Raw genomic sequence first — 21,683 nt, forward strand, 5'->3', positions numbered from 1 at the left:
TCGTCATTTGCGCCGCTCCTTCTCATCGCTTCGCTCTGCATCGTCGCCGGCGCGCTTCCACGCGTGCACGATGCGCTGCACGCCGTCGTCGTCGGTGTAGAGCGGCATGGTGGTCAGTTCCATCTCCATGCCGACCTTCAGGTCGGCGGCCAGCGTGCCCTCGACCACCTTGCCCAGCACGATCAGGCCCTCCTCGGCCAGCTCCACGGCGGCGACGGCGAACGGCTCAAAGGGGTCCGGCGACGGGTAGGGCGGCGGTGGCGCGTACCGGTTCTCGGTGTAGCTCCACAACTTTCCCCGCGTCGACAGCGCGACCGATTCCAGCGTGTCGCTGGCGCAACCCGGATTGGGGCAGTTGTTCGCCCGCGGCGGGAAGACGTAGGTGCCGCACTCGGGGCACTTGCTGCCGATCAGATGCGGGACACCGGCGTCGTCGGTGGCGAACCATCCATCGACCGCCGGTTCTTGTCGGATGACTTCTGGCACCGGGCCAGCGTACCCAGCCCGCGCACAAAACTGAAACGTGTTGCAGTTCTGCGGACGGCGCGGTCGGGGCGCGCAACTCGTCACACCGGGTGCCTAAAGTGAAAGCCGTGCCCGCCACGAAAACCGCTACGAAGGCCAGCGAGGAACAGACCAGGCCGACGCTCATGCTGCTGGACGGCAACTCCCTGGCGTTCCGGGCGTTCTATGCGCTGCCCGCCGAGAACTTCAAGACCCGCGGGGGGCTGACCACCAACGCGGTCTACGGCTTCACCGCCATGCTGATCAACCTCCTGCGCGACGAAGCCCCCACCCACATCGCCGCGGCCTTCGACGTGTCGCGGCAGACCTTCCGCTCCGAGCGCTATCCGGAGTACAAGGCCAATCGGTCGGCGACGCCCGACGAGTTCCACGGCCAGATCGACATCACCAAGGAGGTCCTGGCCGCCCTGGGCATCACGGTGCTCGCCGAGCCGGGCTTCGAGGCCGACGACCTGATCGCCACCCTGGCCACCCAGGCCGAAAACGAGGGCTACCGCGTGCTGGTGGTCACCGGCGACCGCGATTCGTTGCAGTTGGTCAGCGAGAACGTGACGGTCCTCTACCCCCGCAAGGGGGTGAGCGAATTGACCCGCTTCACCCCGGACGCGGTCGTCGAGAAGTACGGACTGACGCCCACGCAGTACCCCGACTTCGCCGCGCTGCGCGGCGACCCCAGCGACAACCTGCCCGGCATCCCCGGTGTGGGGGAGAAGACCGCCTCCAAGTGGATCGGCGAGTACGGGTCGCTGCAGGCGCTGGTCGACAACGTCGATTCGGTGCGCGGCAAGGTGGGCGACGCGCTGCGCGAACATCTGGCCAGCGTGATCCGCAACCGCGAGCTCACCGATCTGGTCAAAGACGTGCCGCTGGCCCAGACTCCCGACACGCTGCGGCTGCAACCGTGGGACCGCGACCAGATCCACTGGCTCTTCGACGACCTGGAGTTCCGGGTGCTGCGCGACCGGCTGTTCGAAACCCTGGCCGCGGTGGAGCCCGAGGTCGACGAGGGCTTCGACGTGCGCGGCGGCGCGCTGGAAGCCGGCGAGCTGGCGGTGTGGCTGGCCGAGCACAGCTCGGGGAAGCGCTTCGGGCTGGCCGTCGTCGGCACCCACCTGGCCTACGACGCCGACGCCACCGCGCTGGCCATCGTCTCCGCCGACGGCGAGGGCCGCTACATCGACACCGCGACGCTGGATCCCGAAGACGAGGCGGCGCTGGCGTCCTGGCTGGCCGACCCCGGGCCGCCCAAGGCGCTGCACGAAGCCAAGCTGGCCATGCACGACCTGGCCGGGCGGGGCTGGACGCTGGCCGGCGTCACCTCCGACACCGCGCTGGCGGCCTACCTGGTGCGCCCCGGGCAGCGCAGCTTCTCCCTCGACGACCTGTCGCTGCGCTACCTGCGTCGCGAGTTGCGGGCCGAAAACCCTGAGCAGCAACAGCTTTCGCTGCTCGACGACACCGACGGCACCGACGACCAGGCGGTGCAGACGCTGCTTTTGCGTGCCGTGGCGGTGCTGGATCTGGCCGACGCGCTCGACGAGGAGCTGGCCCGCATCAACTCCACCTCGTTGCTCAGCGGCATGGAGCTGCCGGTGCAGCGGGTGCTGGCGGGGATGGAAAACGCCGGCATCGCCGTCGATTTGGAGTTGCTGACCGAACTGCAGAGCGACTTCGCCCACCTGATCCGCGACGCGGCCGAAGCGGCGTACGCGGTGATCGGCAAGCAGATCAACCTGGGCTCGCCGAAACAGTTGCAGGCGGTGCTCTTCGACGAGCTGGAGATGCCGAAGACCAAGCGCACCAAGACCGGATACACCACCGACGCGGACGCGCTGCAGTCGCTGTTCGACAAGACCGGTCACCCGTTCCTGCAACATCTGCTGGCCCACCGCGACGCCACCAGGCTCAAGGTCACCGTCGACGGGCTGCTGAATTCGGTGGCCTCCGACGGGCGCATCCACACCACGTTCAACCAGACCATCGCGGCCACCGGCAGGTTGTCCTCGACCGAGCCGAACCTGCAGAACATTCCGATCCGCACCGAGGCCGGCCGGCGGATCCGCGACGCGTTCGTGGTCGGCGACGGCTACAGCGAGCTGATGACCGCCGACTACAGCCAGATCGAGATGCGGATCATGGCCCACCTGTCCAAGGACGAGGGACTCATCGAGGCGTTCAACACCGGGGAGGACCTGCACTCGTTCGTCGCCTCCCGCGCCTTCGGCGTGCCGATCGAGGAGGTCACCGCCGAACTGCGCCGCCGGGTCAAGGCCATGTCCTACGGGCTGGCCTATGGATTGAGCGCCTACGGGCTGTCCGCCCAGCTCAAGATCTCCACCGAAGAGGCCAAAGACCAGATGGAGCAGTACTTCGCCCGGTTCGGCGGAGTCCGCGACTACCTGATGGCCGTGGTGGAACAGGCCCGCAAGGACGGCTACACGTCGACGGTGTTCGGCCGCCGCCGCTATCTGCCCGAACTCGACAGCAGTAACCGCCAGGTGCGCGAGGCCGCCGAGCGGGCGGCGCTCAACGCGCCCATTCAGGGCAGCGCCGCCGACATCATCAAGGTGGCGATGATCGAAACCGACAAGGCGATCAAGGACGCCGGGCTGTCCTCCCGGATCCTGCTGCAGGTGCACGACGAGCTGCTGTTCGAGGTCGCGGCGGGGGAGCGCGAGCAGCTCGAAGCGTTGGCCCGCGACAAGATGGGCGGCGCCTACCCGTTGGACGTCCCGCTCGAGGTTTCGGTGGGCTACGGCCGCAGCTGGGACGCTGCGGCGCACTGACAGGCCACCGTCGATGCCCCCGGCAAAGCGCAGTCGTGGTCGCCCGGCGGGCTCGCGGGTGGATCCCGGCGCGCGGCGCTCGGAGCTTCTCGACGCCGCCGAGCGGGTGATCCGCGCCAAGGGGCCGTCCGCCGGACTGGTCGACATCGCGGGCGAGGCCGGCTTCGTCCGCTCGGCGGTCTATGCCATGTACCCCGGCCGTGACGCGCTGCTGGCCGAGCTGAGCAAACGCACCTCGCAGCGGCTGCTCGCCGAAATCACCACTCGGGCAGCCGGTTCCACCGACCTCAGGGAGCGGATGGCGTTGTTCTTCGACGTGATCAGCGCGTGGATGGAAGCCGAGCCGAATCTCTACCGGGCCCTCACCGGTGACCCGTCGACCAGTGTCTTCGAGCAGCTGGCCGGCGCGGTCGAATGGATGCTGGCGTCGTCGTCGGGCTCCGAGGCCGCGCGCATGGCGGCGGCGCCCTGGTCGCGGGCCATCGTCGGGTCGGCGGTGGCGGCCGCGGAGTGGTGGTGCCGGACGGGAACCATGCCGCGGGAGGCGCTCGTCGAACACCTCACCGCGCTGTGCTGGGACGGCGGGGCGGCCCTGCCGTTCAACGCCGACGACATCAAGACCATTGACAACGCCCAGCGATAATAGACACACTGTCTTTTATGGTTCTGGCAGACGTTCAAGCTCCGTCGCGCTACTGGGAAAACATCGTCGGCGAAACCGACGTCGACGTCACCGAAATCACCGGAACGATCCCCGACGGGCTCCTCGGCACCCTGTACCGGAACGGGTCGGGCCGCTGGACGCTCGGATCGACGCAGGTCGAGAGCATTTTTGATGCCGACGGGATGGTCAGCGCGTTCGTGCTCGACGGGTCGGGGGTGCGTTTCCGCAACCGCTTCGTCCGCACCAAGCACTACCTGAAGTCGACGGCGGCCGGACAGCTGGTGGACCGCGGCTTCGCCTACCAGCGCGACGGCGGCACGTTGGCGAACGCGCTGCGGCTTCCGGCCAACACCGCCAACACCAGCGTCATGGTCAACCGCAACCAGCTGCTGGCGCTCTGGGAGGGCGGACCGCCGCACGAACTCGATCTCGACACCCTGGACACCATCGGGCCGTCAAACCTCGGCGGGGCGCTCAAGGGTGCGGTCCGGGCCTATTCGGCGCACTACACCTACGACCCGGCCACCAACACCAAAATCAACTTCGGGTTCGACCCGTACTTCCCGCGGATCGACCTGCGCCACGCGCTGCGCGGGGCCCGCGGTCGCGAGCGGTGGCGCCGGCTGCGGGAGCTGGCGGGCGAGGCGGTGCCGCGGATGCGCCTGCGGCTCTACGAGACCGGCGCCAACGGTGTGACCCGCTACCTGCGGGCGGTGCCGCTGCCGGGGATGGGCGTGGTGCACGACATGGCGTTGACCCGGCGCTACGCGATCTTCGTGGTGTCGCCGCTGCGGATCAACCCGTGGGCGCTCGTCGGCCACCAATCCTATTGGGACTCCATATTTTTCAAGCGGGATGCGCCGTCGTACTTCGTTCTCGCGCCGCGCGACGGGGGCCGGGTGCGGGTGGCCGAGACCGATCCGTTCTATCACTGGCATTTCACCAACGCATATGACGACGGCGACGATGTCGTCGTCGAGCTGCCACGGTTCGTGCCGCAGACCTACGCGGGCATGAAGAAATACACCGCCCACATCCGCTCCGACATCGCCCAGCTCGACGACTACGGGGCCATCGACGACGCCGTGGTGCTGACGCGGTTCCGGATCGCCCCGTCGGGGCGCGTGTCCCGCGAGCCGTTGGCCGATTTCGGGTGCGAGTTCCCCCAGATCGACCAGCGGCGTTCCGCGACCCGGCACGACGTCTCCTACGTGACCGTCCAGGACCCGGCCAGGTTTGCAGGCCAGGGAATCGCCCGCATCGATCACAGCACCGGCGCGGTCCAGACCTATTGTCCGCCCGGGGACGTGCTGGTGGAGCCGACGTTTGTGCCGCGACCCGGCGGAACGGCCGAGGACGACGGCTGGCTACTCACCGTCGGATACCACGAATCGCAGCATCGCAGCAGGTTAATGGTGGTCGACGCGGCCCACGTGGCCGACGGCCCGATCGCCGAGGCGTGGCTGCCGTTCCACGTGCCGATGAGCTACCACGGCGCCTTCACCAACCGGGTGGCCCATCGAACCGGGTGAGCCGCCGGGACTGGGTTTGGCCAGCGTGTGCACAGTCGAGTAGCCTCGATGGGTAAATCCCAATTGTCCCTACGACCAAACCTGTCCGGAGCACCCCAACAATATGCCGAGTCCCGCCGTCACCTCGCCCCAAGTAGCCGTCAACGACATTGGCTCCAGCGAGGACTTTCTCGCCGCAATAGACAAAACGATCAAGTACTTCAACGATGGCGACATCGTCGAGGGCACGATCGTCAAAGTGGACCGGGACGAGGTGCTCCTCGACATCGGCTACAAGACCGAGGGGGTCATCCCCGCCCGCGAGCTCTCGATCAAGCACGACGTCGACCCCAACGAGGTCGTTTCCGTGGGCGACGAGGTCGAGGCCCTGGTTCTCACCAAGGAGGACAAAGAGGGCCGCCTGATCCTGTCCAAGAAGCGCGCGCAGTACGAGCGCGCCTGGGGCACCATCGAGGCGCTCAAGGAGAAGGACGAGGCCGTCAAGGGCACCGTCATCGAGGTGGTCAAGGGTGGCCTGATCCTCGACATCGGGTTGCGCGGCTTCCTGCCCGCCTCGCTGGTCGAGATGCGCCGGGTGCGCGATCTGCAGCCGTACATCGGCAAGGAGATCGAGGCCAAGATCATCGAGCTGGACAAGAACCGCAACAACGTGGTGCTCTCGCGCCGGGCGTGGCTGGAGCAGACGCAGTCCGAGGTGCGCAGCGAGTTCCTCAACCAGCTGCAGAAGGGCGCCATCCGCAAGGGTGTCGTCTCCTCCATCGTCAACTTCGGTGCGTTCGTCGACCTCGGCGGCGTCGACGGTCTGGTGCACGTCTCCGAGCTGAGCTGGAAGCACATCGACCACCCGTCCGAGGTGGTCCAGGTCGGCGACGAGGTCACCGTCGAGGTGCTCGATGTCGACATGGACCGCGAGCGGGTTTCGTTGTCGCTCAAGGCGACTCAGGAAGACCCGTGGCGCCACTTCGCCCGCACCCACGCCATCGGCCAGATCGTGCCCGGCAAGGTCACCAAGCTGGTTCCGTTCGGCGCGTTCGTCCGCGTCGAGGAGGGCATCGAGGGCCTGGTGCACATTTCGGAGCTGGCCGAGCGCCACGTCGAGGTCCCCGACCAGGTGGTTGCCGTCGGCGACGACGCGATGGTCAAGGTCATCGACATCGACCTGGAGCGCCGCCGGATCTCGTTGTCGCTCAAGCAGGCCAACGAGGACTACACCGACGAGTTCGACCCGGCGAAGTACGGCATGGCTGACAGCTACGACGAGCAGGGCAACTACATCTTCCCCGAGGGCTTCGACTCCGAGACCAACGAATGGCTCGAGGGATTCGACAAGCAGCGCACCGAGTGGGAGGCCCGCTACGCCGAGGCCGAGCGCCGGCACAAGATGCACACCGCGCAGATGGAGAAGTTCGCGGCGGCCGAGGCGGCCGGCCACACGGCCGGCGAGCAGTCGCCGGGCAACGGTGCGCCCGCCGAGAAGGCGGGCGGATCGCTGGCCAGCGATGCCCAATTGGCCGCGCTGCGGGAGAAACTCGCCGGCAACGCGTGATCCTGACCTGAGGACGCCATGCTGCGTATCGGGTTGACCGGTGGCATCGGCGCCGGCAAGTCGGCGCTGTCGTCCACGTTCGAGCGATGCGGCGCCGTCATCGTCGACGGGGACGTCATCGCGCGTGAGGTGGTCCAGCCGGGCACCGAAGGGCTGGCGGCGCTGGTCGAGGCGTTCGGTGCCGACATCCTGCTGCCGGATGGATCGCTGGATCGACCGGCGTTGGCCGCCAAGGCCTTTCGCGACGACCAGGCCCGCCAGACGCTGAACGGAATCGTCCACCCGCTGGTGGGCCGGCGCCGCGCGGAGATCATCGCCTCGGTGCCCGAGGATTCGGTTGTGGTCGAGGACATTCCGCTGCTGGTGGAGTCCGGGATGGCGCCGCTGTTCCCGCTCGTGGTCATCGTGTACGCCGACGTCGAGGTGCGGCTGCGGCGACTGGTCGACCAGCGCGGCATGGCCGAAGACGACGCCCGCGCCAGGATCGCCGCGCAGGCCAGCGACGAGCAGCGCCGCGCGGTCGCCGACATCTGGGTGGACAACTCGGGCAGCCCGGAAGACCTGGTGCAACGCGCCCAACAGGTGTGGGACAACCGCATCGTGCCGTTTGCTCACAACCTGAGCACGCGTCAGATCGCCCCGGCGCCGGTCCAATTGGCGCCGCCCGACCCGACCTGGCCGGACCAGGCGCAGCGAATCCTCAACCGCCTGAGGACGACCTGCGGGCAGCGGGCGTTGCGCGTCGACCACATCGGGTCGACGGCCGTGCCGGATTTCCCCGCCAAGGACCTCATCGACATCCAGATCACCGTCGAATCCCTGGCCGTCGCCGACGAACTCGCCGAACCCTTGTTGTCCGCCGGGTACCCGCGCATCGAGCGCATCGTCGGCGATGTCGCCAAGAGCGACGCGCGCAGCACCGTCGGCCGCTACGACCGCGATGACGATCCGGCGTTGTGGTCCAAGCGGATTCACGCCTCGGCGGATCCCGGCCGGCCCACCAATGTGCACATCCGGGTGGAGGGGTGGCCCAATCAGCAGTTCGCCCTGCTGTTCCCCGACTGGCTGACCGCCGATCCCGATGCGCGGGCGGAGTACCTGAGCGTCAAGCGCACCGCCGAAACCGACGGCGGGGGAGACATTGCGGCCTATGTTGCCGTCAAGGAGCCGTGGTTTCTCGACGCCTACCGGCGGGCCTGGGAGTGGGCCGACGCGACGGGCTGGCGTCCCTAGCCACTACGCCACTCACGGCAGGGGCGCCCCGCACTGCAGCGCGCCGTTGTTGGGATCGGCGTTCCCCGCCACCGGCCGGACCATTTGGTCGGCCTGGACGAAAACGTTGTCGTCCACGTCGATCTCGCAGTGCACGTTCGCCGAGTACGGGAAGTGCAGCACGATGCGCATGCCGGCCTGCTGCGGATCGGACAATACGGTGTCGGCCTCGAATGCGTTGCCGGGCATCGAGCTCAGCCCGGCCGTGTTCGTCTGGCCGCCGTTGATGACGAACGTGGCCTGACTGCCGGTCGTGACGCCGTCGATCCTGGCCCGATAGGTGATGTTGTGCAGGTCCGCGCTCGCCGTCGCCGGATACAACTGGGCCCCGGCGGCGATCACCGTCACCGCGGCGACCGGCAGGAACCTGTGGCCTTTGCAGCTCATAGCCGGTGACATTACAACCCGCGTGATTTCCGAGCCAGATCGTTTGGCTACGGCTGGCAGCGCGGACACCACAGCGTCGCCCTTCCGCCCACCCGGGCGCGCTCGAGCCGCGTCCCACAGCGGGGGCAGCGCGGGTCGGGCTCGTCACGCACCCTGGTGAGCCAGCGCGGCAGGCCGGGCACCCGGCCGTGGCGCACCGCGGTGCGCAGCACCCGGGTCATCGCGGCGTGCAAGGCCTTTACGTCGTCGTCGCCCAAGTCCGCGACCGCCACGGTCGGTCGGGTTTTGGCCCGCCAACAGATCTCGTCGACCAGCAGGTTGCCGAGGCCGGCGAGCACCGACTGGTCCATCAGCGTGGGTTTGAGCTGCCGCGAGCGGGCCGACCGCGAGGCCAGCACCGCGCGGAACTCGCGCAGGCCGAGACCCAGCGCGTCGGGTCCCTGCGGGCCGGTGATGTGCCCGATGTCGTCGGCATCGTCGGCCAGCCACACCCCGCGCAATTTGCGGAGGTCGGCGTAGCGCAGCTCGCCCCCGTCCAGCGACACCACCAGCCGCTCGTAGGGGTCGTGGGCGGCCCCGTCGGGGGCATAGTAGGGCCGGCCGGTCATGCCGCTGTGGATCAGCAGCGCCGGGCCGTCGGTGGGGAGCACCAACCACTTGCCGTGCCGGCGTGGGCCGGCGAAGCGGTGACCGGTCAACCGGCGCGCCAGCGCTTGTCCGGTGGTGTTGCGCAGGATCCCGGGATCGTGCACCTGCACGTGCCGGATTCGCCGCCGCGGCAGGGTCGCGGCCAGTTGCCGCCGAAACCCTTCCACGTCGGGCAGCTCAGGCACGTAGCCTCGCCAATCGCCGCAGCGGGCCGGCCAGCGAGCGGGCGTGCCGCGACATGTGCGCCCACGGATCCGGTTGTCCGGCAAGCCGTTTGGGCACGTCTCGGATGGTGAACCGATCGGCCCGCAACCGCCCGGCGTCCAGCTCGTCCCATTCCAGTGGTGTGGCTACCGGTGCGCCGTTGCGGGCCCGAACCGAATACGGCGCAACCGCCGTCTGCGCGTAGGCGTTTCGCATGATGTCGAGGTATACCCGCCCGTCGCGCTTGTCCTTGCGAGCCTCGACGGTGCGATGCGCGGGATCGTCCGCGGCGACCACTTCGCTGACGTCGCGGGCGAACTGCCGGGCGGTGTCGAAATCGGCGTCGGCGCGCAAGGGAGTCACGACGTGCAGCCCGCGCGAGCCGGTGGTCTGGACGTAGCACGCCAAGCCCAGGTCCCCGAGCACCCCGGCGGTGGCGCGTGCGGTCGCTCGCACCACGGCGAAGTCGCCGTCGGCCGGGTCGAGATCGAAGACGAGCCGGTCCGGGTGGTCCAGCCGGGCCCGGCGCGACTGCCACATGTGCAGGGTGATGCAGCTTTGATTGGCCAGCCAGCGCAGCGCCTCCGGCCGTTCGACGACCGGATGCTCTACGGTGCCGCCCTCCTTGGGCACCCGGACACTGCTCATCCAGTCTGGTAGCGAATCGGCGAAATCCTGCTGGATGAACCCTGTTTCGGCGATGCCTCGGGGATAGCGCTGCACGTTGAGGGCCCGGCCCCGCAGGTGCGCCAGCATGGTGTCGGCCACCTGGTCGTAGTAGGCGGCGAGATCGCGTTTGGTGATCCCGTCGGCGGGAAACAGGACGCGGTCCGGGTGGGTGATCTCGACGTCGACGCGGGCCATCAGTGCGTCTCCCGCACCACTTCGCCGGGCTCCTTGTCGGTGCGCATGCCGAGGTAGCGCGGATGGCGCAACTTGCCATCACGCGTCCACTCGCTGAATCCGATCTGAACCACCATCTCGGGGGATACCCAGTTCGCGCCGGCCTCGCGCACCAAACCGCGGGCGAACGGCGGCCTGTCCCGGGTGATCGGCGACAGGCGCGCGTGCAGCCGGCGCAGCGTGGCGTCGTCGAAACCGGTGCCGACCTTGCCCGCGTAGACCAGGTCCCCGCCGTCGTAGTAGCCGAGCATCAGGGCGCCCAACTCGACTCGACTGCCCTTGGGACTGGTGTAGCCCCCCACCACGAACTCCTGATCGCGCACGCATTTGAACTTCAGCCAGTTTTTCGAGCGACCGCCCTGGTAGGTGGAGTCGGCCCGCTTGGCGATCACTCCCTCGTCCCCGCGCTCACATGCGCGCCGGTAGGCGGCGATCCCGTCCCCGACGCGGTGCGGTGCACAGCGCAGCGGGTCGGCAAAGTCGATCGCTTTGCGCAGCAACCTCTTTCGCCAGAGGAGCGGCACCTCGACGGTGGACATGCCGTCGAGATGCAGCAGATCGAATACGTAGTAGAAGACACGCACCGGCGACGCCCGGGCCACGTCGGGGTCGGTGAGGCCCAGCCGACCCTGCAGCCGGGCGAAGCTGGTCCGCCGGCCGTCGAAGGCCACCACCTCTCCGTCCACGACGAACCGCGTGACCGGTTGCGCGGCAAGCGCATCCACCAATTCGGGATAGGTTCCATTGAGCGGCTGACGATTACGCGACAACAGCCGGACCCGATCGCCGTCGCGGAACGCCAGGCAGCGCATGCCGTCGAACTTGCGCTCGAAGATCCAGCCCGGATCGGAGAACCGGTCGTCGGTGAGGGTTGCCAGGGTGGGCGAGCGCCAGTCGGGCACGGGTTCGTCGTACAGCGCTTCGCGCACCGCACCGGGCAGGCTCGCGAAGTCCGTCATGCCGACTAGTTAAGACATGCCCACGGCGGCACGGGAACCGTCAGCAGTTCGGCGCCCCCGGGTGCGGTGGTCAGGGCGAGCACCGCCGCCGCGAGGCGATCGGGCGGCAGCACGAAATCCACGCAGCCGGTGGCGATCGCGTGCGCCGGCATGCTCGACGCCTCGGCGGTCGCCGGGTCTTGGACGAGCACGCGCCCGCCGTTGCGCTTGACCGCGCGACATCCGTTGGCGCCGTCGGCCAGCCGCCCGGTCAGGATCACGGCGACCGTCGGCACCAGCGCGGCGGAGCTGGTCAGGACGGCGTCCCCGACGCTGGCCTTGGCCGCTTCCTCGGCGAGCATCCAGGCGCCGTCCGCATCGATGGTTGCCGTCTTTCCGGCGGGCACGATGGTGATGCCCGGTTTGTCCGCCGGCGCCCCCGGCTCGGCGACTCGAATCGGCAGAGAGCTCGCGCGGGACAAAATCTGGGCCAGCGGATCGTCGCCGCTGAGCGTGGGGCGGCGATGCTGGGCGACGACGACGGGTACCGCAAAATCACCCGGCAGACCCGCGAGCACGGTGCCCAGGGCTTTCATGCCGCCCAGCGACGCCACCAGCACCACTCGCCCAAACGCCGCCTGGACGGGCTTGTGTTGGGTCGCGGACATAGCGCCAGGGTAATCCTTGTGTCGGGGCGCCGACATAGTTCCTGGAACCGTGGGTCGCCGTCGAACGTGCCGCATCCCGAGCCACCGTGTCCGAGACGGCACAACGCATCCAGGCCCAGCACCTGACCCGCTACAGCCGCGGCATCGTGACCATCACCGACCGTCGTGACCATCACCGACCGTCAGGGGCTGGAACGACTAGCCTGCGGCTGCTACCGCATCGTCAAAGACGAGTTCGACAGCATCACCAACCACCGGCCAGGGTAGTGCGGTCGCGCTCAGCGGCCGCGCCAGGTGAGCTCCATGCCGCCGGCGGCCAGCCACCGCGACAGGTCATAGCCGTTGCGGGCCAACCCATCCACGGCGGCCACGGCGCGTCGCACCGCCAGCTCCGCGACCTCGGGGGTCAGCAGGCCGTGGCGGACCGCATCGAGCAACTCGTCGATATCGCACAGTTCCGCGCGGGCGCCGCTGCGGACCTCGATGTCGAGGTAATGATCCTCGGCGCGCCACACCTCGGGCCCAGGCGTGTATTCGCCCACATCCAGGTAGTAGTCGTGGTCGCGTTCGTGGCCGGGGTTGAAGTGAAAGACCGTGGCGCGCAGGCCCAACGACGGCAGCAGCCACGATTCGAGGTAGTGAAACTGGGCGCGGCCGGGGGTGGGGCGGGCGACGTAGAGACCCCACGGGTGCACCGCATACTCGTCCACGGCCCGCACGATTCCCTTGGGATCGGTGTTGGTGCGGCCCACTAAGTCGAACGTCTCGTGTTTCGGTGGGTGAATCTCGCTGTTCCTCCTGAATGATCACACCCTACCGGCGCAACCGGATCTTCCACCGCACAAACCCGCCATACAACAGTGACAGCGCGGCCAGCATGGCCATGTCCAGCAGCCAGGTCTTCGGCGCGTGCTGCCAGAACCGGTCCTGGGACAGCAGCGAATCGGGCACCAGGTGCCGCAGGTCCACCGTCGACGAGGCGGCGGCGTAGCCCCAGCGCGCCGGCATCGCCCACGACAACTGGTTCAGGCCGAGCCGGCCGGTCACGGGCACCATGCCGCCGCACAGCACCAGCTGCGCCATCACCGTCACCACGAACAGCGGCATGATTTGCTCGCTCGAGCGCACCAGCGACGAGATGGCCAGGCCCAGGATGGCCGAGGCGACGCACGTCGCGGCCACCGTCGCGAACAGCTCGACCGTGGCCCCAATCGTGGAGTGGCCGAACAGATTTGCGCCGCGCGTCGGTGCGCCCTTGCCGGCCACCACGATCGCCGTGACGATCGCCGACTGCAAAATGGCGAACGCGCAGAACACCGCGGACTTGGCGAGCAGGTATGCGGTGGTCGACAGGCCGACCGCCTGCTCCCGCTGGAAGATGGCCCGTTCGCCGACCAGATCGCGAATTGTCAAGGCGGTGCCCATGAATGCCGCGGCCGGCATCAGCAGGGCCAGTATCTGTGCGGCCTCGTCGGGCGTTCCCGCATTGGGCCCCGGCGCATGAAATCCGTTGCTGCCCGGGACGGTCAGGGACAGCGAACCCAATACGAAGGGCAGTAGCGCCAGGAAGACGAAGTAGGCGCGGTCGGCGACGACGAGGCGGAACTGCCGCCGGGCGATGGTCGAGATCTGGCGTCGCACGCTGGTGTGCACCGGCTCACCCAGGCCGCTCGGCTCATCGGCCTTGTCCGGCATGCGCTTTTGGGCCTCGCTGCGTTCCACGAAGCGGCGATTGGCTTCGTCCGGGTCGGCGCCGACCTGGGTGAAGATCTTGGCCCAGTTGGTGGTGCCCATCGCGTCGCCGATCTGCTCGGGCGAGCCGCGGTAGGCCGTCTTGCCGCCGGGGGCCATCAGCAACACCTGGTCGCAGACGTCCAGGTAGGACAGCGAGTGCGTCACCACCAGCACCACACGACCGGCGTCGGCCAACTGGCGCAGCATCGTCATGACCTGCAGGTCGAGCGCGGGGTCCAGGCCGGACGTGGGCTCGTCGAGGATCAGCAATGACGGGCCGGTCAGCAGTTCCAGCGCCACCGACGCGCGTTTGCGCTGCCCGCCGGACAGCTTGTCGACGCGGGTGTCGGCGTGTTTGGTCAGGTCGAGCTCCTCGAGCACCTGGGCGACGACCCCGGCGCGGTCGGCCTTTCCGGTGTCGGGCGGCAGCCGCAGCTCGGCGGCGTAGCCCAGCGCCTGGTTGACGGTCAGCTGGCGATGCACGACGTCGTCTTGGGGGACCATGCCGATCCTGCTGCGCAGGGAGGCGTACTCGGCGTGAATGTTGTGTCCCTCGAACGTAACTGAGCCCGAGCTGGGTGTGGTGTAGCCGGCGATGAGCCTGGCCAGGGTGCTCTTTCCGGCGCCCGACCCGCCGATCACCGCGGTGAGCGTTCCGGGACGTGCGACCAGCGAGATGTCGTCGAGCAGTTGTTTGCCGTTGTCGACGACGTACTTGACGTTGCGCACCTCGAGCCCGCCGCTGCGCGACGCGGCTTCGCTGCGCTTGGTGAGCGTGCCGCCACGGAACACCAGGTCGACGTTGCCGATGGTGACGACGTCGTCCTCGGACAGGATCGCCGACCCGACCCGGGTGCCGTTGACGAACGTGCCGTTGACGCTGTTGTCCCGGATCTCGGTGCCCAGCGGTGTGGGCACCAAGGTCGCGTGCCGGCGCGACGCCAATACGTCGGGGACGACGATGTCGTTTTCGGGGGCGCGCCCGATGGTCAGGGCGCCGGTCGTGCCCGCGGCGGACGACGCGCGCGGCGAGAGCAATCTCACAAAGCGCGTCGCCAGGTTCGACACGTCGGCCGTCTTTGCGTCGATCACCGTGAATTCCGTTGCCGGCGCGGCCCGCAACCTGGCGGGCGAGCCGGGATCGATGACGGTCAGCTCCTCCGGTGGTGCGCCGCGCACTGGCGAAGGCGCCGCGAGCGGCAGCGGGGGCGCGGGGCGAGGCAGCGGACCTCGGGGAACGCCGCGGCGCGGCGGGGGCCGATGATGCGTCGGATTCGTTTGCTCGCCAACCGCGGACCACGTCAGGGTCGGTGGCCCGGAATCGTGGCTGGGCCGGGTGCGGGCCGGGCGGGTCGCCTGGCCCTGCCGGGGCCCGATCGCGAAGGTCAGGTGCGGGCCGCGCGGGTTTCCGACGTGAATGCTCTGGCCGTCGTGGATATCGATGACCGGCATCCGGTAACCGTTGAGATAGGTCCCGTTCAGCGAACCGTTATCGATTGCCAGCCAGCGGCCTTGATCGAAACGCAGGATCAGATGCGCGCGCGAGATGCGCGGATCGGCGATCTGCACGTCGGCCTGCGCGTCGCGTCCGACGACCACTTCGTGTCCGGCCGCGAAGGATCGTTGGGACCCGTCGTGCCGAATGGTCAGCAGAGGCGGGGCGGGTCGAGTCACCACTCAAGTATCGGGTCGCGCCGGCCGTGCTTCTATGGGATCCGGCTGTGACTTCCCTTTGTTTCGGCACGGCTATTCATAGCTGTTTCATAGTCGGCGGAGTCGAATCGCCTACGGCCGTGCGGCATTATTCGATCGGAGGGGGACCAACGCATTGATGGATGAGCACAAGCGAACGACCCGGCGCATCGGCACCGGGCGACGACTGCTGACCAACCCGCGCCAGGCCCGCGACGCCCTGCGCGCGGGTTTTCACTCGTTACCCGCGATGCCGATCGGGCAGCTGTTTCGCCGGATACCACCGGTGAGTTCCCTGCCGAACGCGGAACCCCAAGCGGCGCAACCACACAGCGATTCCGGTGCGGTGGGGAATGGTGCGTCGTTTGCCGGCTACACGATCTTGCGGCAACTGGGCGCCGGTGGCATGGCCGAGGTCTACCTGGCATTGCATCCCCGGCTGCCGCGCCGCGACGTGATCAAAGTCCTCGCCGAGGCGGTGACGGCCGATCCCGAGTTTCGCGAAAGGTTCAATCGGGAGGCCGATCTCGCGGCGACGCTGTGGCATCCCCACATCGTCGGCGTCCACGACCGCGGCGCTTTCAACGGGCATCTGTGGATCTCGATGGACTATGTCGAGGGCACCGATGCGTCGCGGTTGGTCAAGCAGAGCCACCCCGAGGGCATGCCGATCCACGAGGTGTGTGCCATCGTGCAAGCGGTCGCGGGTGCGCTGGACTACGCGCACGACCGTGGCCTGCTGCACCGCGACGTCAAGCCCGCCAACATCCTGCTCACCCACCCGGAAGACGGGGAACGCCGAATCCTGTTGGCGGACTTCGGTGTCGCGCGCCACCTGGGCGACGTGAGCGGGATCACCGAAACCAACGTCGCGGTGGGAACCGTGGCCTACGCCGCGCCCGAGCAGCTTGCCGGCGCTCCGATCGACGGGAGGGCCGACCAATACGCGTTGGCCGCAACGGCTTTCCATCTGCTGACCGGTGCGCCACCGTTTCAGCATTCCAACCCGATCGCGGTGATCAGCCGGCACCTGCACGAGACGCCTCCCCGCCTCAGCGACTTTCGGCCGGAGCTGGCGGAGCTCGACGACGTGTTCTCGACGGCGCTCGCCAAACGGCCCGAGGACAGGTTCGCGCGGTGCCGGGAGTTCGCCACCGCCGTCAGCGCGCGGGTTTCCGAAGCCCGCCGCCCGCCGCCGCGCACCGCCCCGTTGGCGCCGCACCGCCGGCGCGGGCTCGCCGCCTTGAACCACCGGTTCTCGTCGAAAACCCGGTGGGCCGCGGCGCTGGTGTGCGCGGTGCTCGTCGCCGTCGCGGCGACCTGGTCGATCCTGTACTCGTTTGAGCCCACCACGCCGCCGCCCAGCCCCGCGCTCGCCTCCAAACCGTCCCTGCCCGCTCCCAGCGCCGCACCCGCCGCCGGGGGACCGGCGCTGAATGGGACCTATCGGCTGGACTATGACCAGACCAAGCGGACCACCAACGGCATCGGCATCCGGCACGGCGGAGCCACCACCGACTGGTGGGCGTTCCGGTCGGCCTGCACGACCAACGGATGCGCGGCCACCGGGACCCAGCTGGACGATGCCACCCACCAACTGGCCAGCACCACCGGCGGCGGCCAGGCCGACACGTTGCGCTACGTGGGTGGCTACTGGCAAGGCGCGCCCGAGCAGCTGCGAGTGGGCTGCGCCCAGCCGAACGGACACGCGCCTGCCACCCAGCAGGAAACCGTCGCGTGGTCGCTGGCGCCGCAGGCCGACGGCACGCTGCGGGGCACGCAGACCGAGACCGTGCTCAGCAACGAGTGCGGCGCTCAGGGGGCGGTGGTCCGGGTGCCCGTGGTGGCCACCCGGGCCGGCGCCGCGCCGGCCGGCGTGGCGTTGGGCGACCCCACCCAGGTCATCAACGCCTCGACCACCGCGTCCGCCCCGGCGCCGCCCGTGCTGGGCGGGTTGTGCGCCGATGTCGGCAAGGTCGCCTACGACCCGACCAACAACGAGCAGATCGTGTGCGAGGGCAGCAGCTGGGCCAAGGCCCCGATCACGATGGGCGTGCACGCGGCCGGTAGCTCGTGCGACCGGCCGGGCACCTCGGTGTTCGCCATGAGCACCTCCAGCGACGGCTACCTGCTGCAATGCGACCCGGTCACCCGGACGTGGACGCGTCCCGCGGGTTAGCCGAGGACGGCCGCGGGGGCCGTCCTGTACTACTTTCTGGTCGACTTCGAGGAAAACCAGCCGTCCTCGTCCTCCCGCCAACCGGGAGAGCCAGACACTATTTGGTGGTTCGGCTATCCGCGCGAGAACCTCCCTGACCGGACGTCGAGCATCTCTGAGGCGTATCGGTATACGCCGTCGACCGGAGCGCCCCCGTCTAGCGCCAGCCAAAACCAAGCTCGACCAAAGACGCAGCCTCGTCTTTACCAAGATCCTCCATGAGCGAATCCCTCAACCGTCAGGACGACGACCTGCAAAGACCAGCTCCAAGGCACTTGTCGGTGATCGCCTCTACCCTGGTGGCATGGCATTCGCCACGGAACATCCGGTAGTCGCTCATTCGGAATATCGCCCGGCCGAAGAGGCCGTGGCGGGGCTGGTGCGCGCCGGCGGCCGCTTCGAGGTCGTCAGCCCGCACGACCCCGCCGGGGACCAGCCGGCGGCCATCGACGAGCTGGAGCGCAGGATCAGGGCGGGGGAGCGCGATGTGGTGCTGCTCGGCGCCACCGGCACCGGGAAGTCGGCCACCACCGCTTGGCTCATCGAGCGCCTGCAGCGGCCCACCCTGGTGATGGCACCCAACAAGACGCTGGCCGCCCAGCTGGCCAACGAGCTGCGGGAGATGTTGCCGCACAACGCCGTTGAGTACTTCGTGTCGTACTACGACTACTACCAGCCCGAGGCCTACATCGCGCAGACCGACACCTACATCGAAAAGGACAGCTCGATCAACGACGACGTCGAGCGCTTGCGGCACTCCGCGACGTCGTCGCTGCTGTCGCGGCGCGATGTGGTCGTGGTGGCGTCGGTGTCGTGCATCTACGGCCTGGGCACCCCGCAGTCGTACCTGGATCGCTCGGTGGAACTGCGGGTCGGCAACGAGGTGCCCCGGGACGGGTTGCTGCGGCTACTGGTCGACGTCCAGTACACCCGCAACGACCTGTCCTTCACCCGCGGCTCGTTCCGGGTGCGCGGCGACACCGTGGAGATCATCCCGTCCTACGAAGAACTGGCGGTGCGCATCGAGTTCTTCGGCGACGAGATCGAGGCGCTGTATTACCTGCACCCGCTGACGGGCGACGTGATCCGCCAGGTCGACTCGCTGCGCATCTTCCCGGCCACCCACTACGTGGCCGGCCCCGAGCGGATGGCCCACGCCATCTCGACGATCGAAGAGGAACTGGCCGCCCGGCTGGCCGAACTCGAGGGCCAGGGCAAGCTGCTCGAGGCGCAGCGCCTGAGGATGCGCACCAACTACGACATCGAGATGATGCGCCAGGTCGGATTCTGTTCGGGCATCGAGAACTACTCCCGCCACATCGACGCCCGGGGGCCGGGCTCGCCGCCGGCGACCCTGCTCGACTACTTTCCGGAAGACTTTTTGATGGTCATCGACGAGTCGCACGTCACCGTGCCGCAGATCGGCGGCATGTACGAGGGCGACATGTCGCGCAAGCGCAACCTGGTCGAATACGGGTTCCGGTTGCCGTCGGCGTGCGATAACCGCCCGCTGACGTGGGAGGAGTTCGCCGACCGGGTCGGGCAGACGGTGTATCTGTCGGCCACCCCGGGCCCCTATGAGCTCAGTCAGTCCGGCGGCGAGTTCGTCGAGCAGGTCATCCGGCCCACCGGCCTGGTGGACCCGAAGGTGGTGGTCAAACCGACCAAGGGGCAGATCGACGACCTGATCGGCGAGATCCGCAAGCGCACCGACGCCGACCAGCGGGTGCTGGTCACCACGCTCACCAAGAAGATGGCCGAGGACCTCACCGACTACCTGCTCGAGATGGGCATCCGGGTGCGCTATCTGCACTCGGAGGTCGACACGCTGCGCCGGGTGGAATTGCTGCGCCAGCTGCGGCTCGGCGAGTACGACGTGCTGGTCGGCATCAACCTGCTGCGCGAGGGCCTGGACCTGCCGGAGGTGTCGCTCGTCGCCATCCTGGATGCCGACAAAGAGGGCTTCCTGCGGTCATCGCGCAGCCTGATCCAAACCATCGGCCGCGCCGCCCGCAACGTCTCCGGCGAAGTGCACATGTACGCCGACACGATCACCGACTCGATGAAGGAAGCCATCGACGAGACCGAACGGCGCCGGGCGAAGCAGATCGCCTACAACGAGGCCAACGGGATCGACCCGCAACCGCTGCGCAAGAAGATCGCCGACATCCTCGACCAGGTCTATCGCGAGGCGTCTGATACAGAAGCCAGCGTGGTGGAGATCGGCGGGTCAGGGCGCAATGCGTCCCGCGGTCGGCGCGCACAGGGCGAGCCGGGCCGCGCGGTCAGCGCCGGGGTGTTCGAGGGCCGCGACACGACCAGCATGCCCCGCGCCGAACTGGCCGACCTGATCAAGGACCTGACCGCGCAGATGATGGCCGCCGCCCGGGACTTGCAATTCGAGCTGGCCGCGCGGTTCCGGGACGAGATCGCCGACCTGAAGAAGGAACTGCGCGGGATGGACGCCGCCGGCCTGAAATGAGTTTGCTGGCAACCGATCTGCGCCGGGTAACCCCGCGGCACCCCATACGGTAGAGGGGTGACCGACGCGGCGACTATCACCGGCGGCTGGCGAGAGCTGCTGGGCGCCCGGTATCTGAGGACGTCAATCCTGCTAGCCGGTGGGGTAGCGCTGTACGCCACCAACGAGTTCCTGACCACCAGCTTGTTGCCCAACACGATCGCCGAGATCGGCGGAAGCCGGCTCTACGCGTGGGTGACGACGCTGTACCTGGTCGGGTCGGTGGTCGCGGCGACGATGGTCAATCCGATGCTGCTGCGCGTCGGGGCGCGGTCGTCGTATCTGTTCGGACTCGCCGTGTTCGGCATCGCCAGCATGGTTTGCGCGGCCGCGCCGACCATGCATGTTCTGATTGCTGGCCGCGCGATGCAGGGGGTGGCCGGGGGCTTGCTGGCCGGCCTGGGCTACGCGGTGATCAACTCCGCGCTGCCCCGCTGGCTGTGGACGCGGGGCTCGGCGCTGGTGTCAGCGATGTGGGGCGTCGCGACGGTGGTCGGGCCCACGACGGGCGGCCTGTTCGCGCAGCTCGGGATCTGGCGGTGGGCGTTCGTCACGATGGCCGTCCTCACCGTCTTGATGGCCCTGCTGGTGCCGGTCGCGCTGGCCAGCGTCGACCCGACGAACGGCATCCCGCGGATGAAGGTGCCGGTGTGGTCGCTGCTGATCATCGGTGTGGCCGCGCTGGCCGTGAGCGGCGCGCAGATTCCCCGCAACACCGTCGCGACCTACGGCCTGCTTGCGGCCGGCATCATGCTGGTCGGCCTGTTCGTGATCGTCGACTGGCGCATGCACGCGGCCATCCTGCCGCCCAGCGTGTTCTCTCCCGGCCCGTTGAAGTGGATCTACCTCACCATGGGTGTCCTGATGGGCGCGGCGATGGTGAACACCTATGTGCCGCTGTTCGGGCAGCGGTTGGCCCACCTCACGCCGATCGCGGCCGGCTTCCTGGGCGCGGCCCTCGCCCTCGGCTGGACCGTCAGCGAAATCGTCAGCGCCTCGCTGGAAAATCCGCGCACGATCGGGCGGGTGGTCATGGTGGCGCCGCTGGTGGCCGCGTCCGGCCTGGCGCTGGGCGCGGTCGCCCGGCACGGCGACGGGTCAAACTGGACCGCCGCCCTGTGGGCGGTGGCCCTGCTGGTCGCCGGCATCGGCATCGGGATGGCCTGGCCGCACCTCTCGGCCCGCGCGATGGCCTGCGTCAACGATCCGGCCGAGGGCGGCGCCGCCTCCGCGGCGATCAACACCGTCCAGCTGACCTCCGCGGCGATCGGCGCCGGACTGGCCGGAGTGGTCGTCAACACCGCCACCGGTGGCGAGGCGGTCGCGGCCCATTTGTTGTTCACGGTCTTCACCGCGGTGAGCGCCGCGGGTGTGGCGGTGTCGTACGCCGCGACCCGGGCCACGCGCCAGGCGCGGCCGGTCGCCAGCGTGGGCTGACCCGTCGG

The 21,683-nt window shown here is 68.7% G+C and carries 16 protein-coding genes; 8 read left to right on the forward strand and 8 right to left on the reverse strand.

All coding sequences use genetic code 11. The features are described 5' to 3' along the window. Positions 1-3: 3 nt before the first annotated feature. The gene (locus QGN30_RS13120; RefSeq protein ID WP_009954952.1) at positions 4-486 is read right to left on the reverse strand and encodes a Zn-ribbon domain-containing OB-fold protein; all 483 of its coding nucleotides are present in this window, start codon (positions 484-486) and stop codon (positions 4-6) included. 164 nt (positions 487-650) lie between these two features. Between QGN30_RS13120 and polA the strand changes: the two genes are divergently transcribed. The 5 genes from polA to coaE all read left to right on the forward strand — a co-directional run bounded on the left by polA (position 651) and on the right by coaE (position 8,286). Then, a complete protein-coding gene (gene polA / locus QGN30_RS13125; protein WP_248923688.1) occupies positions 651-3,311 on the forward strand; it encodes a DNA polymerase I in 2,661 nt (886 codons plus the stop codon). Positions 3,312-3,324: 13 nt separating this feature from the next. Further along, positions 3,325-3,954, forward strand: a complete 630-nt coding sequence (locus QGN30_RS13130; RefSeq protein ID WP_029384787.1) for a TetR family transcriptional regulator — start codon at positions 3,325-3,327, stop codon at positions 3,952-3,954. A gap of 17 nt (positions 3,955-3,971) precedes the next feature. Continuing rightward, positions 3,972-5,507 carry a carotenoid oxygenase family protein gene (locus QGN30_RS13135; protein ID WP_014382765.1) on the forward strand — a complete coding sequence of 512 codons (1,536 nt, stop codon included), beginning with the start codon at positions 3,972-3,974 and terminating at the stop codon, positions 5,505-5,507. Positions 5,508-5,610: 103 nt separating this feature from the next. Continuing rightward, positions 5,611-7,053, forward strand: coding sequence for a 30S ribosomal protein S1 (gene rpsA, locus QGN30_RS13140; protein ID WP_008257673.1), 1,443 nt, complete (start codon positions 5,611-5,613; stop codon positions 7,051-7,053). Positions 7,054-7,071: 18 nt separating this feature from the next. After that, positions 7,072-8,286 carry a dephospho-CoA kinase gene (gene coaE, locus QGN30_RS13145; RefSeq protein ID WP_008257672.1) on the forward strand — a complete coding sequence of 405 codons (1,215 nt, stop codon included), beginning with the start codon at positions 7,072-7,074 and terminating at the stop codon, positions 8,284-8,286. A gap of 12 nt (positions 8,287-8,298) precedes the next feature. Here coaE and QGN30_RS13150 read toward each other — a convergent pair whose 3' ends face one another. From QGN30_RS13150 to QGN30_RS13180, 7 genes are all read right to left on the reverse strand, one after another. Beyond that, the gene (locus tag QGN30_RS13150) at positions 8,299-8,712 is read right to left on the reverse strand and encodes a hypothetical protein (protein WP_008257671.1); all 414 of its coding nucleotides are present in this window, start codon (positions 8,710-8,712) and stop codon (positions 8,299-8,301) included. A gap of 47 nt (positions 8,713-8,759) precedes the next feature. Then, entirely contained in the window at positions 8,760-9,545 is a 786-nt protein-coding gene (locus QGN30_RS13155) for an Fpg/Nei family DNA glycosylase (RefSeq protein ID WP_014380349.1), read from the reverse strand. Next, the gene (gene ligD, locus QGN30_RS13160; RefSeq protein ID WP_014382763.1) at positions 9,538-10,428 is read right to left on the reverse strand and encodes a non-homologous end-joining DNA ligase; all 891 of its coding nucleotides are present in this window, start codon (positions 10,426-10,428) and stop codon (positions 9,538-9,540) included. The genes QGN30_RS13155 and ligD (QGN30_RS13160) overlap by 8 nt, the downstream gene beginning before the upstream one ends. Beyond that, a complete protein-coding gene (ligD, locus tag QGN30_RS13165) occupies positions 10,428-11,426 on the reverse strand; it encodes a non-homologous end-joining DNA ligase (protein ID WP_008257667.1) in 999 nt (332 codons plus the stop codon). The genes ligD (QGN30_RS13160) and ligD (QGN30_RS13165) overlap by 1 nt, the downstream gene beginning before the upstream one ends. A 5-nt stretch (positions 11,427-11,431) precedes the next feature. Beyond that, positions 11,432-12,073, reverse strand: coding sequence for a chemotaxis protein CheB (locus QGN30_RS13170; protein WP_008257666.1), 642 nt, complete (start codon positions 12,071-12,073; stop codon positions 11,432-11,434). Between the two features lie 278 nt (positions 12,074-12,351). Beyond that, a complete protein-coding gene (locus tag QGN30_RS13175) occupies positions 12,352-12,792 on the reverse strand; it encodes a DUF402 domain-containing protein (protein WP_014711906.1) in 441 nt (146 codons plus the stop codon). 94 nt (positions 12,793-12,886) lie between these two features. Further along, positions 12,887-15,481: an FHA domain-containing protein gene (locus QGN30_RS13180; protein ID WP_225346160.1), complete on the reverse strand. Its 2,595-nt coding sequence runs from the start codon at positions 15,479-15,481 to the stop codon at positions 12,887-12,889. A gap of 157 nt (positions 15,482-15,638) precedes the next feature. On the opposite strand from QGN30_RS13180, the gene QGN30_RS13185 reads away from it, so the two are divergent. The 3 genes from QGN30_RS13185 to QGN30_RS13195 all read left to right on the forward strand — a co-directional run bounded on the left by QGN30_RS13185 (position 15,639) and on the right by QGN30_RS13195 (position 21,675). Further along, a complete protein-coding gene (locus tag QGN30_RS13185; RefSeq protein ID WP_014380346.1) occupies positions 15,639-17,678 on the forward strand; it encodes a serine/threonine-protein kinase in 2,040 nt (679 codons plus the stop codon). A gap of 343 nt (positions 17,679-18,021) precedes the next feature. Then, positions 18,022-20,199 (forward strand): excinuclease ABC subunit UvrB, encoded by a 2,178-nt coding sequence (gene uvrB / locus QGN30_RS13190; RefSeq protein ID WP_009954231.1) that lies wholly within the window; start codon positions 18,022-18,024, stop codon positions 20,197-20,199. 57 nt (positions 20,200-20,256) lie between these two features. Further along, entirely contained in the window at positions 20,257-21,675 is a 1,419-nt protein-coding gene (locus QGN30_RS13195) for an MFS transporter (RefSeq protein ID WP_009954230.1), read from the forward strand. Positions 21,676-21,683 lie beyond the last annotated feature (8 nt).

The organism is Mycobacterium sp. 3-98, from assembly GCF_035918355.1.
Classification (GTDB): Bacteria; Actinomycetota; Actinomycetes; order Mycobacteriales; family Mycobacteriaceae; genus Mycobacterium; species Mycobacterium intracellulare.